This window comes from Lacrimispora xylanisolvens (genome assembly GCF_002934545.1).
GTDB lineage: Bacteria > Bacillota > Clostridia > Lachnospirales > Lachnospiraceae > Lacrimispora > Lacrimispora xylanisolvens.
The window spans coordinates 79159-96217 of the sequence record NZ_PTJA01000010.1; the positions used below are offsets into that span (position 1 = coordinate 79159).

The following is a 17059-nucleotide window of genomic DNA, read 5'->3' on the forward strand; positions in this document are numbered from 1 at the left end:
TATTATAATTTAAATTAAAACGCCTTACATTCTCCGCCTTCTGCCAAGACCTTTTTTCATTCCATTGCTTTCTGCCGAAAAACTTCCCACTTCTGACGGCTCTGACGGCAGAGCGGGTTTCACTGTTCCATACCTCTTAACAGCATTACTGCTGCATACCTTGCTGCATTTTCCGCACTTGCTGCAAAGATCTGTATCAATGATGTGAATTAAATTTTCTCCTCCTCTGATGGCATGCTCAGGGCACGTCATGCATTGGCCGCAGCCGTTGCAGACAGCCGGATCAATATAGAAATTTACATAGGAAATACAGCTTAAAGACTGGCAGATCTTTCTGTCTATGTGCTTTTCAAATTCTTCCCCAAATTTCTTCATGGCCGTAGAAAGAGGGACAGCCGCTGTTCTTCCGATATCACATAACGTTCCTGCTTTCAATGTGTCACAGATTTCCTTCATGACAGAAACATCGCCCTCCCTTCCTTTTCCTTCTGTTGCATCCTGTAAAATACGGAAGAGCTGATAAATCCCTTCTCTGCAGTACACGCAGGTTCCACAGGTTTTCCGGCTGTTTAAAAGCATTCGCTCAGAGGTCCACCCTACGATACAGGTGTCATTGGAAAAGACCTCTATTTTTGCCGATTCAAGCATTGTGCCGTCTTTTAAGAGGCTGGAATAGGTAAATGGAGTATTCAGTTCATCCGCTCCATAAACTGCTCCCATACCCCCGCCTGCTGATATAAATTTAACCGTTTTTCCAGCTGTTACCCCTTTGCCGTATTTGGTAATAATCTCTTCCAGCGTGATTCCAAAGGGAATTTCATAAATTCCGGGCTCCATAATATCCCCTGTTACCGTTACTATTTTGTGAGGCACGTAATTTTCGTCCTCCAGATATTGATGCAGAGCCAGCATGGTTTCTCCGTGATGTACCAGAACGCCTTCCTTGAATACTTCTTTCTGGGTTTCTTTTGTGGCATCTGCCAGTTTAGTCTCTATTCCTTTCACTTTAAATTTCTCTGCATATCTTTCGTAATTCTTGGACAATAATGCGCAGATGCTGCTTAGCTGAAGCCGGTCTTTTAAAGCCTCCATTCCACTTATTGCCTCATCCAGATGGTGCTCCAGCAGATAAGCCATATTCCCGCATCCGCTTTGATCTTCCAGAAAAAGGCAGACGAGTTCCTTCCATTCCCTGCTGCTCCATCTCTCTGCAGAAGGTCTTCCTTTAATTCCGTGTCCGAATATTTCAATTCTGTCCGTTTCCATCATTTTCACCCTCTTTATTTATACTGATACTCTGTCCAGAATCTGGATCTGGTAAGCCTTGGACGCAGATCACATTGTAAACATCTCTCTGCCTCGCATATGGCTTCCGTTTCCTCAAATCCTTCTGTCATGAGATGAAAGTTATCTTTCCTCTGGTCAAGGGAAATACAGCGGTATGTCCTGCGGCCAAAGTCTGCAAATCCCTCTGCTTTACCGATAAATCCGTTTACTTCCTCATCTTCTGTCAAACATTCTTCTATATTGCCATCCCCACCTAAATATCGGTCAATTTCCGAGGCGGCCTTTCTGGCTCCCGCAATTGCCTGAATGACAGAAGCTGTTCCTGTTACCGCATCACCTGCTGCAAAAACACCCTTTATCCCCGTATTCCCACTGCCATCTGTTTCCACCAGTCCTCTCGGATTTAAAGTCAGCTCCTCAAAGCTTTCCAGATCCGGCTTCTGCCCGGTGGAGAAGATAACCATTTCTCCGGAAATCACATGGTCGGAATCTTCTTTTACCGTTAAAATCAGCTTTCTGTTTTCATCAAATGTGAAGCTTTCAACTTTGCGGCAGAGAACACCGGCCGCTTTTCCGCCATTCTCAATAATTCTTACAAAAGTCCTTCCGTTGTAAATCCGGATACCTTCTTCTCTGGCCTCAGTAATCTCTTCTTCACCGGCAGTCATGCTGCCTTCTTCTTCCAGACATACCACAGATACTTCCCTGCATCCCAGCCGCTTTGCAGTCCTTGCACAGTCGAAGGCAACATTTCCCCCGCCCAATACCACAACAGAATCTTTCAGTTCCATTGGAGTGCTAAGTAAGTTCCGTCTGAGAAAATCAATATTTACATGGACATTTAAAAGCTCCGCACCAGGCAGGGGTATCCGCACTCCCTTGTCGGTACCGGCCGCAATAAGAATCGCCTCGTAGCCAAGGTTCTTCAGTTCTTCTAAGGAACTGATTTTCCGATTGGTAAAGATTTTTACTCCTGCCTCCCTGATCACAGCAATTTCCTCTTCCACAATCTGTGCAGGCAGACGGTAATCCGGAATTCCGGCTGAAAGCATTCCTCCTGCAACCGGAAGCTTTTCAAAAACATCAACTGCATGTCCTGATTTAGCCAGATAATATGCTGCCGTAAGTCCGGCCGGACCAGCTCCCACAACTGCCACTCTTTTTCCAGTTTGTGGTTTGAAAACAGATTTTTCTTTCCATCGGTAAGTATCATGTCCGGCCGCAAACCGCTTCAGTTCTCTGATTGAAACCGCTCCATTTATCTCTTTTCTTCTGCAGGCAGATTCGCAAAATCTCATGCATACAAGTCCAAGGGACTTGGGAAATGGAGCTTTTTCCCTGACAACAGCCGCCGCTTCTTCATATTTTCCTTCTTTAATAAGGCGGACATACTTGGGAACATTGATACCGGCAGGACATTCCTGCTTACAGGGTATGAGGACATCCTCCCTGTTTCCCTCTTGAAAAGTGCCTTTCTTATCCTGAAGAGCTCCAGTCGGGCATACTTCCACACAGGCACCGCAGAACCGGCAATCTGCTTTTGCCAAAGCAAGGCCTCCGTTTACACCAACTGCTGTTCTGACTTCTTCATTCTTATGAAATCCAAGAATTCCAACCCCTCTCACGTCCCGGCAGACCCGTACACAACGCCCGCAGGCAACGCATCGGTTTGGATCTCTGATAATTAAAGGATTACCAGTTTCCACATTTACTGCATTTAATGTCCTCCTTAACCTGGAAGTACTGACTCCCAGATACTGGATCAGAGACTGAAGTTCACATTTTAAATATTTTGGACAGGTTGTGCAGTCATCTACATGATTGGCCAGCATCAGTTCCATGGAAAGCCTTCTCATTTGGTCAAGATTCTCTGATTTAGTCGTCACCGACATGCCTTCCTCCGCCAGTGTGGTACAGGCGGTATGAGACTCTTCTCTCCCGTTTATTTCAACCACACACAGTCTGCAGCCACCCTCTTCATGCAGATCCGGATGATGACACAGGTGAGGGATGTAAATATCCGCCTCCTCCGCTGCCTCCATGATTGTTTTTCCTTTTTGGGTATATACTTCCATGCCGTCAATCTCAATTTTAACCTGATTCATTTCAACCTCCAATTTTCTTGACTCCTTTGTTGAGATTCATTTATACTAGTACTATAAACTTTGCCACAGAGGCAAAGTCAATAGTGGAGTGTGAAAAAAATGACAAACTTATATACAATTGGGGAAGTTTCACGGTTTCTTAAAATTTCAACGAAAGCTTTACGTAATTATGATGATATGGGGCTCTTAAAACCCTGTTATATTTCACCGGAGACCAAATACCGCTACTACAGCTATGAACAGTTTTTCATTATTGATGTAGTCCGTTACTTAAACAAAATCCTTGGAATTCCTCTTGAGAATGTGAAAAAGATGTTAGAGGAGAACAAAGAACCAGACCATTTATTAACACAGCTTAAGTGTCATAAACAGCAGCTGGAAAGCAGAATTGCTTCTCTGGACAGTTCCATACAGCTGACAGAACATCTGATTGAAAAGATAGAAGATCAAAAAAAATATCCCGGTAAAATCGGGATATACGAGAAATACCAGATGAGCCGGAATTTGTATTACCACAAACTGGACAGCTCTATTTATGATATAGATAAATATGTTACGAGAAACGGCGCGGATGAGGATCTGCCGGAGACAAACACGATGTGCCTTTTGTTTTCCCGATCGGATCTTCAGGCAGGAGAAACTTTGAAAGTCCGGGGCTTTGGTGTTTTATCTGACAAAAAGCTGCCTGGAATGGAGTTAAAAACCATTCGGGAAGGCCGCTATATCACCCGGAGTTTTCTTTATTCTGAGGAAAATACCAGCACAGCGTTTCACGAACTGGCCGAATATGCACAGGTAAAAGGAATCGTCTTAGACGAGACTGCATATTTGATCTCTCCCATGGTAAAATTCCCTGCATGTTCCAAATATGAATATCTGATGGAGCTCCAGATCATGATTCATTTATAAAGGTTAAAAACTGTCTTTTATAATCCATGATGGGTTTTCCAGTCTTGAATTATATGCTCCACCTGGAGGATCAGCTCGTCAACTGAATGAGTTCTGCTTCTGGCGCATCCCTTGGCATCCTGTCCGCAGATTAAACATTTGCGGGCAGGGGCAGAAAGGATCTCTCTGCTCATACTGACGCCCTTTTTATCATAAACATCAATATCCCACAGCCTGCCCAGCGGATGGCTCTCTTCCAGCCTGACTGCCAGACATTTCACTGCGGCAGGATCAAAACTGTCTAAAGCATAGAATTTCATATATCCTGCATTCTCCGACACCTCTGCCATCTCTTTGATTCTGATTCCAGAATCAGTAACTGCCTCTTCCAGCGTTTTGGTTCCCTCGTTAAACGCAAGCAAAAAATCGGGGGAAGTCTTGACTGGACCTGGTATGTTCATTGCCAGTGCCATTGTCACCATCCCCTTATATTTTTCCCTCAGCTCTTCCTGGATTCTGACTTTCGTTTCCCGAAACCGAAGCATCTCCTCAAGCTCTACATATCTCTCCATGTTCTACCTCTTATCTGGCTTAATCTGTACAGAAATTCTGTCTTAAAAAAACGTCTTATAGTTTTCTGATCTTAATTGTCAGTGGAATCACCATGAGAATCCAGACGATTGGTTCTGCTACAATAATTCCCATATAGTTAAGAACCGGTGCCAGAAATGCTGCAATTGCAACCTTTCCTGCCAGTTCAATAAAGCTTGATACAACCGGGGTTTTATGATCCCCGCATCCCTGAAGTGCATTCCGGAAAATGGAAATCGCTGCAGGTACAAAATAAAACAGGGAATTAATCTTTAAGTAAAGGGCAGCCGTTCCTGCTATATCACGGTTTAAAGAACCGGTCACCAGATACACCAGATAAGGCGCAGCCGTATAACTTAAGAAAATCATTGCCAATGACCAGATGGACGTAATGATAAGCGCCTGGGAAATGCCCTTATAAATTCGGGAAATCTTACCCGCTCCCATATTCTGGCCGCAAAAATTTGCCATGGTTACGCCCATAACTGAAAAGGGGAGCATGAAAAACTCTGTAATCTTACGAGCCGCCGTGTGCGCTACAATAATATCTGTCCCCAACAGATTGATTGCGCTTTGCAGGGAAAGGGTTCCAAAAAATACCAGTGACATCATGAGAGCCATGGAAATTCCCGACGAATAGAGCTGCCTGATCTCTCCTCTGGTAATTTTAAAATCCCGGATATGAAAGCGGAAAACCGGATACCGTTTTATCATATAGCAAAGACTTAACACTGCCGACAGGGTTTGGGACAATACGGTTGCAATGGCCGCTCCCTCCACCCCGCTATGGAGAACAAGGATGAAGAAAAGATCCAGAAATACATTGAGTATACTGGATAAAACCAGAAATGCCAAAGGGGCTGCCGTATCTCCCACTGCTCTTAAAATGGAGGCACAGGCGTTATATAGCATGGTCATGACCATTCCAAACAGAATGATCCGGATATATCCCTTCGCAGCGGGCATCAAAGACTCCGGTACATGAAGTGCCCTTAAAAACAGAGGCAGACCTCCAACACACAGCAAAGTGATCACAATGGAGGTGAGAGTCCCCAGAAGCAGACATCCGGCCGAATACCTTCTGACCTTCTCTTCTTCTCCTGCTCCATAACTTCTTGCTGTAAGCAGGGCAAAACCGCCGGTCAATCCAGACAGAAAACCGATAAACAGAGTGCTGATGGAAGTTGTGGCTCCCACAGCTGCCAGTGCACTCTCTCCCAGGGTGCTTCCCACTACCCGGGTATCGGCAAGGCTGTAAAATAGCTGAAATAGATTGCCGGCTGCAACAGGAACCGCAAACTGAAGCATGATTTTTCCAGGGCTGCCCTTCGTTAAGTCCTTCATACTTTCTCCTTAGTAATCTTCATATTTCTCCCATCAGTCACATACAGTCAGACAGTAAAATCCTCAAATCCGGAAATCATGGGATAGGGTGCAATGCTTTTCACCGGACTGGTTATGGTCCCTTTAACATAAGGACTGAAAGCCAGACGGCGAAATGGCTCTTTTGTTTTATTTTTAATCAGTCTGTCATTTCTTCCTAACTCACCTATGTAATTTCCATTCTTGTCATACAGCTCTTTGCCGTAAAATTTGCCAAGAACTGTTCCATCACACGCAACTAAATAATCTCGTTGCTTCACCCCGATATAGCTTCCTCCCCAGTTCCAATATTTTTCCATATTTTTAACACCTTTCCATTTTTCATTCGTTAACATCATACAACATTTTTGAATAAAAAGGAACACTTTACAAGAGACACTTGGTCAAACTTGACCAAATTTCAAGGAACACTGGATTTTTCCCGTGTTCTGTTATATAATCAACTGCAAAAAATAAAAAGCAATGATACAGGAGGATATTATGGGATTTCAATATGTCAGCAATCTGCCCAGCCCGGAAGAAATCAAAGATCGTTTTCCTCTTCCAGCCGCTTTAAAAGCCCTTAAGATAGAAAGAGACCAGGCCATCCGTGACGTACTTACAGGAAACAGCGACAAATTTCTGGTTATTATTGGTCCCTGTTCTGCTGATAACGAAGACTCCGTCTGCGATTATGTAAATCGGCTGGTAAAGGTTCAGGAAAAAACAAAAGACCGTCTGATTCTGGTTCCCAGAATTTACACCAACAAGCCAAGAACCACAGGCGAAGGCTATAAAGGAATGCTTCACCAGCCTGACCCGGAGAAAAAACCGGACATGCACGAAGGACTCATCGCCATCCGCCGCATGCATATGAAGGTTTTTGAGGAGACCGGTTTATCCACAGCAGATGAAATGCTGTATCCGGAGAACTTAACCTACCTTGACGATATCATGTCTTACATTGCCATCGGTGCCCGTTCCGTGGAAAACCAGCAGCACCGGTTAACTTCCAGCGGCTGTGAGGTGGCAGTTGGTATGAAAAACCCCACCAGCGGTGATATGTCGGTTATGCTCAACTCCGTAGTTGCTGCCCAGCAGGCTCATGATTTTACTTACCGTGGATGGGAAGTGAAAAGTTCCGGCAATCCACTTGCCCACACCATACTGCGTGGTGCGGTTAATAAACATGGCCAGTGCATCCCTAACTATCATTTTGAAGATTTATTTCTTCTTCATGAGATGTACAGCAGACGCAATCTGCAAAACCCGGCCTGCATCGTAGATGCAAACCATTCAAATTCCAATAAAAAATACAGGGAACAGATTCGTATCTCCAAGGAAGTCCTTCACAGCAGAAAGCACGCACCTGAAATCCGCAGCCTTGTTAAGGGACTGATGATTGAAAGCTATATCGAGCCTGGATGCCAGAAGGTTGGAGACGGATGCTATGGAAAATCCATTACCGATCCATGTCTTGGGTGGGAGGAATCCGAGCGTCTGCTTTATGAGATTGCGGAGAACTGTTAATTGCCCATACAACTTTCATAATTTCAAGTAATTTAATAGAAGGTATAGACCAAAACAGTCTGATGTATTTCTCAACAGATTACTTTGGTCTATGACCTTCTTTTAATTTATATGTACTTATCTTTGCTGATTATCTATCACTACGCTTTAGATCAATCCATTTCTCTGCTGATTCTACGTCAGTAGCCCTCTTATTCCGCATATGAAAACCGTAAGGAGTTCAGCCTCCCATCCCTTTCATCACTATGCTTATGATATGGATATACGAGTATAAACAGATTTCTTTCTGAGTCGGTACGGAAGAAGATTTAAATACTAGATTAGAAATGTCGTTGTCAAAGAAAGCCATTATCGCAATTGCCAAAAAATGATGGTCTGTAATTATCATATGGTCCAGGGAATAGATATATTTAACCCATTCTGTCTTCTTTTCCACTCTTACTCCACTTTTATGTCAAATTGTGAACTTGGTTTATCGCTAATTAAATTTTCATAATACCAAAAATATCTCTTTTCACCATATAGAGTATATTCAATAATTTCAGTTGGACTCTGACCTTCTATCTTCAGCCTTTTTACATATTCTTCATCAAGGCCTCCAAATATAAATCGATTTCCTTCTGTGATACCCAAATCTTTTAAATCAGGTAAATCAAGGACTTGAATTGCCTGACAAAATATATCGAAATGTCCCTCTGGTGTTTCCTTTATTCTTTTAGAATTACCATATCCTTGGATGATTGCAGTAAGTAATGCATATTGCTTTTTATCCTCTGCTATTTTTATTTTAAATTTAGCTATAACAAGTGCTCCTTCCCTTGAATCCTTTTTTGAAAAGTAAACCATTGTTGCATAATCATCGTTTTCAAAGATTTTTATTATGTCACTTACTTTACTTGCATAAAAATACTCTTCTCCAAAATAAATTTTTTGATTTACCACAACTAGAGCCGCTTCTTTGGTATCTGCATAAATTGGAGCCGGTTCTTCGAAAGCCGGCATATCCTTTGCTTTAAACTCGAATAGTATTTGTTGAGAATTATCTGCTGAACCTTCCACATTATTTATTTTTAATGTGGAAAATGCAAATGGTATAGCCAATATTATGAATTGTCCCAGCATTACAAGTATAAAGAGTCCTATGTATTTTATTATTTTCTTCATTGATATCTCCTTTTGACTAATTATTCAATACTATGCTCCACATAGCAGCCCTAAAGACCCTCCACCTGTTTCTGGAGCAAGGGCTATAGCTATAGAAGCTAATGCCAAAATGCGAACGCACTCTAATATTGTATCCCATGGCACTATTGTTTCATCTTTCGAAATTGACCATATGATTTTTGCATGTGAATCGATAGTTACCCCATTTGGTAATTCTAAAGGTAACGTATCCTTCCCACCTCCCAAACTTTCATTAATATATAGCCCTTCTTTGTTGTATCGTAAGCGCCTAAATTTCGGGCGGTAGTTCGATATTGTCGTCGGGAATTTTGGTAATGAGTAGTTATTTACTCCCAAAACTCAAAATACCCCGGTTCCATTTGGAAACCGAAGCACCTTGACAATTCACATATAATCTAACTGTTTTAATCTTCTTCCATAGCACGAGTTTCCAGAAATGTCTTTACTTCTTTGTTCCATGGTGCGAGCTTTTCCAGCTCTTCATCTTTCATCTGGTTATTCGGCTGCTTTTCAAGGAGAAGTTTCAGGTATTGGTAAACATTTACTCTGTTTGCTTTTGCATTCTCTACCATTGTGTAGATGATGGCACTTGTTTCAGCACCAGCCGGTGTGTCACTGAACAGCCAACCCTTACGGCCCACCACAAACGGGCGGATTGCGTTTTCACTTAAATTGTTTGAAAAACTGCACCTTCCGTCTTCCAGATATGTGGCAAGATACGGTTCCCGGTTTTGTATATAGGTCACCGCCTTCGCCATTCTTGATCCTCTGGTCGGCGACTGATCTTTAAGCCACGTCAAGAATCCATCTACAACAGGCTTTTCCTTCTCCAGGCGGGCCTTTCGGATGGCTTCATAGTCCCCGGCATGTTTTTGCCGGATCTTCTTCTCCAGTTCAAAGAGTTGGTTGACATACATGACTCCCTGAACGGCTGGCTGCGTATAGTCAAGCTGTTTCCCCTTTGGGATTGCATCAATCAGATATCTTCGGATGTGCGCCCAGCATGCAGTGCGCTTTGCCTCCGGGACCTTATTATAGCCACTGTATCCGTCACACATCAGATATCCATGAAATCCTTCCAGAAACTCTGCGGCATTATCTCCGGCACGGGTAGGGGAATACCGATAGATGATAACCGGGTCCTCTCCATCCTCCCCGCTGCGGAACAGTCACATATAAGACTGGGTCTGCGCCCGGCGTTCCGGTTCATGCTGCACCTGCAGGGGCGTCTCGTCAGCCATTACGAATGGTCGTGAGAGGAGTTTTCTCCTGAAATAGTCATACATGGGACGGTTTGCGGAAAATACGCTGTTTTCCGGCATTTAGATATATAGTTTTTGGAGAATGGGAAACCACCTTTTATGATGTCCGGATTGCCTTTGGCTGATCGATATCGATGCCAGACATGAGCCAGTCAAACTCCTTCCAGGTGAGGTTTCTGACCTCGGATTTGTCTCTCGGCCAACGGTAACGCCCCTGTGCTGTCAGGCGTTTGTAGATTAAGACAATGCCGTCCGGTTCCTTTAAGATGGCTTTGATCCCGTCACATCTGAGTCCGCAGAACAGGAAAAGTGCATGATCCATGTCCATGGAAAACTCTTCCTTAATAATTGCACAGAGTCCATCGAGGATCTCAGCCAACAGCTTCGGGTCTGCGGCATTGCTGATTTTTACCCTGAAGTTGTCCACCACAAGTTCGATTGTATGTGAAAAGTCAAGGTGCATTGCAGGTTTCGGCACATCTATGCACGGGGAAAATGGTTGCTGGCAAGAATCCGGACATATATCAACCCGGACCACTTCCTGTCGGGAAGTAAAGTCAAGTGCATATGTGTGGTCAGATGGCGCAGTTGTTTCAGGAATAGCACAGGCTTTCTTTCTGAGCCTGGTCACGGCATTGTAAAAACTGCTCGGTGGGACGTTGTTCTGCTCACACCACGCATTGTCTGCCAGTCCGCTATGGCGGCATTTGGTAATGAGTTTTACCCATTCTTCTTGGGATCGGCGTGAGTTATATTTAGCCATAGCAGTCCTCCAAAATGAAAGTGTAGTAAAAAACTACTTGTCTACCATTATGAAGGAATATGATCTAATTTACTATTCGCCCAAAATTTAGGCGCTTACGAACCAACAATCATTGTCCATTTAAATTACTTCAACTACAATACTCTTCTTCCCCATTTTTTGTCCACAATTTATCATATATTAATTACATTGAAGGTACTTTCCATTTTGCATAAGCGGAAGATGGCTGCCAATCTTCTCCATACGATTTTCTACAAGATCTTACCCATCTAATAATTCCATTACAATTGTCATAATAATAATTTAGTATTAATTCAACGTCTTCTCTTTGCCATATCCTTACCAATTCCTGTAATATATCACGCCAATGGTATAAAGTTATATCTACACCAGATAATCCATCACTTTCTGTATATTTCCAACATCCACCCACTTTTTTTATAAACATATTCCCATATACTGAAGCAAGCTCTATTAATTTATCCTGCACATCCTCATACGGTTTTCCTTTAATTTTTTCTAATTCTCTTTTTAACAGCAAAAGCATATCTTCTTCCGACAGCTTATCTGTATTATACTGTTCGATAAAATTTTGTGTTAATTTAGAATTCTCTTCATATAACTTTTTATACATTTCAGGAGTTGGATAAAGCCATTCTTCCATCTCTTTTATCTTCGCTCTTGATTCTTCCGCCTTTTCCTCCAGTTTCTTCAATCCGTATTGTTCAACCAAATCTAACAGTTGGTTCAGCACGGCAATCTGTTCTTCTTCGTTTTGAAAGGGCAGGAAGTCTAACTTGCAGTTTGGATCATCGGTTATTTCCTTTGATCTACCAAACCAATAACCATTGTCCATTTCCAAAGTATAATCATTTCCATGATAACTTCTCTGAATCACTACACTTTGAACCAATCCATCTACCTCTCTGCTGAATCTCCAACGATATCCTTCATAATCTGCATATTGAAATCCATATGGGACCAACCTTTTTTTCATTACTTCAACTACAATACTCTTCTTTCCCATTTTGTCTCCTTTTCAACTAATCTTAGTATGCTGCCTGACAACTACCAAATACCTTAGAAAATATTTGTGCTGCTGCTTTCAAAAGCGCTACTGCAATGCCATCATCGAATAATCCAACACCAGATAAATTATCTGCAAACAAAATACCCGCTCCTACTACTGCTGCAGTTCCAACCACTACCAAACCAGCATTCTTCGCCCATTCCAATGCATCTTTTGGTACTGTTACCATTTCCTCCTGCGGTTGCTTTTTCTTTTTCTCATAGGACCAGAAGATCATTCCGGGATATTCTGCTTCAGTATGGTAATGAATGACTCTATTTGGATATCTTTGGCTGGGGACATCGCAGTTAAATATAGCATTTAAGGATTCCCCCGGTATTGCAGTCCTTCCCTTATATCTTTTATCAGTATGATTCCTAGTTATTGCATCTACATATGCATTTAACTGTACTTGTCCTCTGGCTTTACTATAGGCCGTATCATGCTTTAATTCATATACTTCTATCTGTCCAGCCGCATTATAATACAAATAATCCACTCTCCCCTTTCCCGTCGGCGTGGAATACCCCAGCTTTTTATCTTTTTCTAATCCATTTGGTATAGTCTGCTCCGGTAATAACCCCGGACAGCCTTTCATATAGGACCTTAATGTCGTATGCGCATCATTCCCCTTCTCAATCAGATCGCGCCACCATTCTATTGCCTCCCCCAGTAAATCCACAAAATTTAAAGGGGAATTTAAGCAGTATATATAACTGTTTAAAGAGGAAGGACTATCCAGGTATCCCTTTTGAATATCCTCCCCCGCAAATCTTCCAATCTCCGGGACATACTCTCTGGCCTGAGCATAATAAGTACCAATTACTTCATCCGCTAAGTATCCGGTATAAGAGAAGGGCTGTATCTTTCCCGCATTTCCAAATTCGTCACAGCCAAATTCATCATACCCATAACGTTCCAATTCTTTTCCGGTATACCAAAGAAAACGAACCGGACTTCCCATCTCATCTAAAAGGGCAAAGCTGTCTACCCCGTTTTCTCTCATACCTTCCAGAGAATTTCCCCACAAATAGGTTTGACGTTTTCCTCCCCTTTCTAACGCCAGAAGGTCATGATGATCCTTTGTAATGTCAAGAAGGTATTCTGTGTCAACAGGATTTGCTTCGTCTCTTTTTTCTGTTGTTCTGACTCTTTGTCCCAGACCATTATATTCATGCCAGCTGCTTTTCCCATCTCTGGTTTCTGCTCTTTCAAGCCTTCCCATGGCATTATAACTGTATCTCTGCCAAAGGACATCATTCTCCCGGACCTCTGTCAGATTCCCTCTTAAGTCATACTGATATGCGTACTTGGACGTTCCGTTTTTTTGAACCATCTGATCTGCAACATTATAGATATAATCGGTACGGTCTTCTCCTTCCACCATGAAAGTGCGGTTATGAAACCTATCATACCCATATTCACGCAGGACTTGTCCATTCTGTTCCACAGTGGTCAGCCGTCCACTCCGGTCATAGTGATACCGGTAGTCTCCGCTTTCCTTAGGGATTCCTCTTCGGTATTTCCGGATTTGTGTTTTATTCTCCATGAGATCATACGCATATTGGTAGTCTTCCAATACCGTTTCACCGCTTTTATGAATCAGCTTCTTAAGCCTTCCCACATGATCATACGTCCAGCACGTAGTAAGATTGTCATTGCAGATTCTTTCTGCCAGTCTTCCAGCCGAATCATATTGGTAATTCACACGGGATTTACCATTTTTCACCTGGGTAAGGCGCAAAAGTTGGTCATAGGTATATTCGGTACGGTTCCCCTCTGGATCGATCACCGCTTTTCTTTCATCCATATCTCCGAATTCATACGCTATGCTCTGGCCCCGGTGGTTGGTTACCTTTTGGATTCTTCCATAACTGTCATACTCAGCGGTTGTGGTTCCCAACCAGTCTTCTATCTCCTTTAACTGCCGAAGCTGATCGTAGGTATATTTTACCACGTCTCCATTATCATATGCAATGCTCTCAAGCAGACCATCTATAGTGTACAAAAAGGAAGTGCTCCGTCCATCACGGTCTGTTCTTCGCAATACGTTTCCGGATGCATCGTGTTCATACTGTTCTTTATTTCCAAGTGGATTTATTACAGATACTACCCTGCCTTCCAAATCCCTCTCATATAGCGTTAAGTGCAGGTTATGTTTATCCTGATTGATCCGCATGGCCTCTTCTAATTCCAGATTCCTCTCGGTGATATTTCCCGTGCGGAATACTGCGGTTACATTTCCTAATGGATCATAACCATACTTTGTTACATTCCCTTCTCCATCCTCAACGCTTACAAGTTTTCCCGACGAGGAATATCGATACGTCATTTTATTTTTGTTGGCATCCATCACAGCAGTTATACGTCCAACTGCGTCATAATCATATGATTTTTCCTGCCCATCACTGCTTTTTATAAATATGATGCGGTTTTCATTATCATAAGTGTAATGAATATGATATCCCTCAGCATCCCTCTTTTCTATTACGTTCTGATTTGCATCATAAGTATAATTTTCACTTTTACCATCTGGAAAAATAACCTTTTTTAAAAGCCCCCCTGGAAAATATTCATAAGAAGTTGTCCTTCCAATACCGTCCTTGACCAACAGCGGTTTTCCCATTGAATTATAACAAAAGGTAGTTATGTTTCCACGAATATCAGTTTCTTTAATTTTTCTCCCGCATGCATCATACTCCATCTGTTTCCAGTTTCCGGCCGGATCTGTGATCCTTGCTAAGTTTCCAGCAGCATCATATTCATATTGAGTTACCATGCCAAGAGAATCCGTTTCTTCTATTACTCTGTTTAATACATCGTAATGGTAACTGGTAGTTTTACCTCTTACATCTTTTATCTCCACCTTGTTTCCACAGGCATCATAAGCAAATTTCGTCTTCCCCCCTACTGCATCCTCATGTTGAATCAGTCGGTTGGATTTATCATAGGCAAGGTGTATATCTCCTCCATTTGGAAGTTTTACACTAATCGGATTTCCCATTTCATCATACTGGAATTCCGTCATATTCCCTTCTTGGTCCTCATATCGTTCCGGACGGTTGCAGGAATTATACCACATCTTTTGTGTTGACCCATCATAATCCATGATGGCAATTACCTTTCCACTTGAATTATATTTGTACTCTTTTTCATATCCCATAGAATTTATGGTTTTAACAATATCGTTCTTTTCATTATAAAAAAATCTGGTTACATTACCATTTCCATCTGTGGTCGAAGAAACTCTGTTTAGTATGTCATATTCGTACTGGATCATATTTTCCATTGGATCGATCATACAGGTTACGTTCCCAGAGGAATCATAGCGCAGCTTTGTCTTCGAACCGTCCGGATATAAAATACTTTCCAATTGTTTTTTATCATCGTAGTTGAAGTATGTAATATTTCCATTTGGATTTTCCACTTCCACAAGATTCCCTGATTTATCATAACGTCTTTTAGAACAGGCTCCATCCTGTTGTTTTATACAAATCAATTTTCGGTTAATGTCATAGGTCATATTCGTCTTCTGCCCCAAAGCATTGACTATTTGTGTTAAATTTCCCCGGTTATCATATGAATACCGGGTCGTATTCCCGTTTTTATCCGTAAAACGAATCTTCTGATTCCTGTCATTATATTCAAATATCTCTTCCCCATCCTCATAAATGGTACGGACATTGCGCATTAGTTTATCACATTCATAAATAACCAGATTTCCATTTTGCTCCAACATGTAGGTGCGGTTATTTTCATCATCATACCGAAACTCTGTCACACCCCCATCGGGCATGATCTGTTTTCTTACCCGGTCCGCTCCATCATACTCATTCTTTACTCCCAGTATATCCCGTGGCGTAATAATTCCATTTACCTTTCCATTCTCATTGTATTCATAGGCATAGGTGTTTCCCATGGAATTGGTAAACCACCGCAACTTCCCATACTGGTATTTCAGACTGATCTTTCTTCCGGTATGATCCTCTACATAGATCAGTTTCCTTTCCTGATTATAGGTATAATTCAGCCTGCCTCCGGTTCCATTATCCGCACATTCTAAAAGTCCATCACTGTTGTACGTAAATTTACGGTTGTTTCCATTCCTGTCTTTCTGGCTGCATAGCTTTCCCTCCTGGTCGAATTCATAAACAGTACCATCTTCCCTCTCAAACTGGTAACCGTTTTCTGATTTGCTCAGTATTCCTCCATCTAACATAACCGGAGCATAACTATTCCCCAGCTTCCGGCAGTAAGGCAGTTCCCGGCCGTCTTCCATGACGATTCCTAACAGTTCTTCCTCTTTGATTTTTATCAGACGGACCCCATAATTATGATTCCATCCTTCTCCAAGTACCTGTTGGTCTCCGCAATCCATAGCATTATAGAACAGTTGAAAACTTAACGGCATATTCCCATTTATGACAAGATCCTCTTTTTCGTATATATAATTTCCTGTGTTCATATTGATGGGATCTTTACCATAGACCTGACAAAGCTTATTCTTTCCAGCTACCCAGCGGAATACATTCTGGTAACGCTTTAAAAATGCAGCCCAGTTTATCTTCCCGTCATACCCCTGTCCAGATGTCACGGGAATAATGACTCCTCCCTTTTTGCAGAGCAGGACAGAACTCATGCTGATAGCCTCTTCTCCCCCTACGGTTTCCGCCTTTCCGGTTCCTACTGCTGTATTTTCCCATTTATCAGCCAGATCCATGAAGCCTTCGCACTTGTGGTCCTTTTCATTCTTTCGGCACTCTCCAAAATACGGGATATTCTCACAGGCCTTGCAATCCTTACAGTTTACCTTTTTCTTTCCACCACTGGTATATCCATGACCGGTTGGAAGCTTAAGCTGGGTAATATTGCTTCCGTTGACACAGAAAAGCTTTGCTCCCTCCACCAGATACTCCTTACTGTCTGCTGCTTTCTGCGCCTGATTAAGCATCGATCCTGGTCCCTGACCTAAATTCATTTTACCTGCCTCACTCATTGCTTTTCTCCTCTCTTTCCC

At 42.4% G+C, this 17059-nt stretch carries 11 protein-coding genes and 1 pseudogene; 2 read left to right on the plus strand and 10 right to left on the minus strand.

The features are described from left to right. Window positions 1–24: 24 nt before the first annotated feature. Together BXY41_RS17825 and BXY41_RS17830 are read right to left on the minus strand one after the other, a co-directional pair. On the minus strand, window positions 25–1269 hold the full coding sequence (locus tag BXY41_RS17825; RefSeq protein WP_242980236.1) for an NADH-ubiquinone oxidoreductase-F iron-sulfur binding region domain-containing protein: 1245 nt from the start codon (window positions 1267–1269) through the stop codon (window positions 25–27). A gap of 11 nt (window positions 1270–1280) precedes the next feature. After that, window positions 1281–3392 carry an FAD-dependent oxidoreductase gene (locus BXY41_RS17830; RefSeq protein WP_104438227.1) on the minus strand — a complete coding sequence of 704 codons (2112 nt, stop codon included), beginning with the start codon at window positions 3390–3392 and terminating at the stop codon, window positions 1281–1283. A 99-nt stretch (window positions 3393–3491) separates the two neighbouring features. On the opposite strand from BXY41_RS17830, the gene BXY41_RS17835 reads away from it, so the two are divergent. Continuing rightward, complete coding sequence (locus BXY41_RS17835; RefSeq protein WP_104438228.1) at window positions 3492–4301, plus strand: MerR family transcriptional regulator; 810 nt, start codon at window positions 3492–3494, stop codon at window positions 4299–4301. Between the two features lie 17 nt (window positions 4302–4318). Here the strand turns inward: BXY41_RS17835 and citX are convergent, their stop codons facing one another. From citX to BXY41_RS17850, 3 genes are read right to left on the minus strand one after another with little or no spacing between them, the layout of a single operon-like run. Next, entirely contained in the window at window positions 4319–4852 is a 534-nt protein-coding gene (gene citX, locus BXY41_RS17840; RefSeq protein WP_104438229.1) for a citrate lyase holo-[acyl-carrier protein] synthase, read from the minus strand. A gap of 55 nt (window positions 4853–4907) precedes the next feature. Continuing rightward, entirely contained in the window at window positions 4908–6215 is a 1308-nt protein-coding gene (locus BXY41_RS17845) for an MATE family efflux transporter (protein ID WP_104438230.1), read from the minus strand. Between the two features lie 47 nt (window positions 6216–6262). Then, window positions 6263–6553, minus strand: coding sequence for a hypothetical protein (locus BXY41_RS17850; protein ID WP_104438231.1), 291 nt, complete (start codon window positions 6551–6553; stop codon window positions 6263–6265). Window positions 6554–6734: 181 nt separating this feature from the next. Here BXY41_RS17850 and BXY41_RS17855 point away from each other — a divergent pair, with 181 nt between their 5' ends. Beyond that, window positions 6735–7763, plus strand: coding sequence for a 3-deoxy-7-phosphoheptulonate synthase (locus BXY41_RS17855; protein WP_104438232.1), 1029 nt, complete (start codon window positions 6735–6737; stop codon window positions 7761–7763). 438 nt (window positions 7764–8201) lie between these two features. Here the strand turns inward: BXY41_RS17855 and BXY41_RS17865 are convergent, their stop codons facing one another. From BXY41_RS17865 to BXY41_RS17885, 5 genes and pseudogenes are all read right to left on the minus strand, one after another. Continuing rightward, on the minus strand, window positions 8202–8927 hold the full coding sequence (locus BXY41_RS17865) for a hypothetical protein (RefSeq protein ID WP_104438234.1): 726 nt from the start codon (window positions 8925–8927) through the stop codon (window positions 8202–8204). Window positions 8928–9352: 425 nt separating this feature from the next. After that, window positions 9353–10237: pseudogene (gene tnpC / locus BXY41_RS17870) on the minus strand (IS66 family transposase); the annotation flags it as partial. A 70-nt stretch (window positions 10238–10307) separates the two neighbouring features. Then, window positions 10308–10973, minus strand: coding sequence for an IS66 family insertion sequence element accessory protein TnpB (tnpB, locus tag BXY41_RS26590; protein ID WP_146088586.1), 666 nt, complete (start codon window positions 10971–10973; stop codon window positions 10308–10310). 184 nt (window positions 10974–11157) lie between these two features. Further along, on the minus strand, window positions 11158–12000 hold the full coding sequence (locus BXY41_RS17880; protein WP_104438235.1) for a hypothetical protein: 843 nt from the start codon (window positions 11998–12000) through the stop codon (window positions 11158–11160). 22 nt (window positions 12001–12022) lie between these two features. Continuing rightward, the gene (locus BXY41_RS17885) at window positions 12023–17038 is read right to left on the minus strand and encodes a DUF6531 domain-containing protein (protein ID WP_104438236.1); all 5016 of its coding nucleotides are present in this window, start codon (window positions 17036–17038) and stop codon (window positions 12023–12025) included. Window positions 17039–17059: the final 21 nt, after the last annotated feature.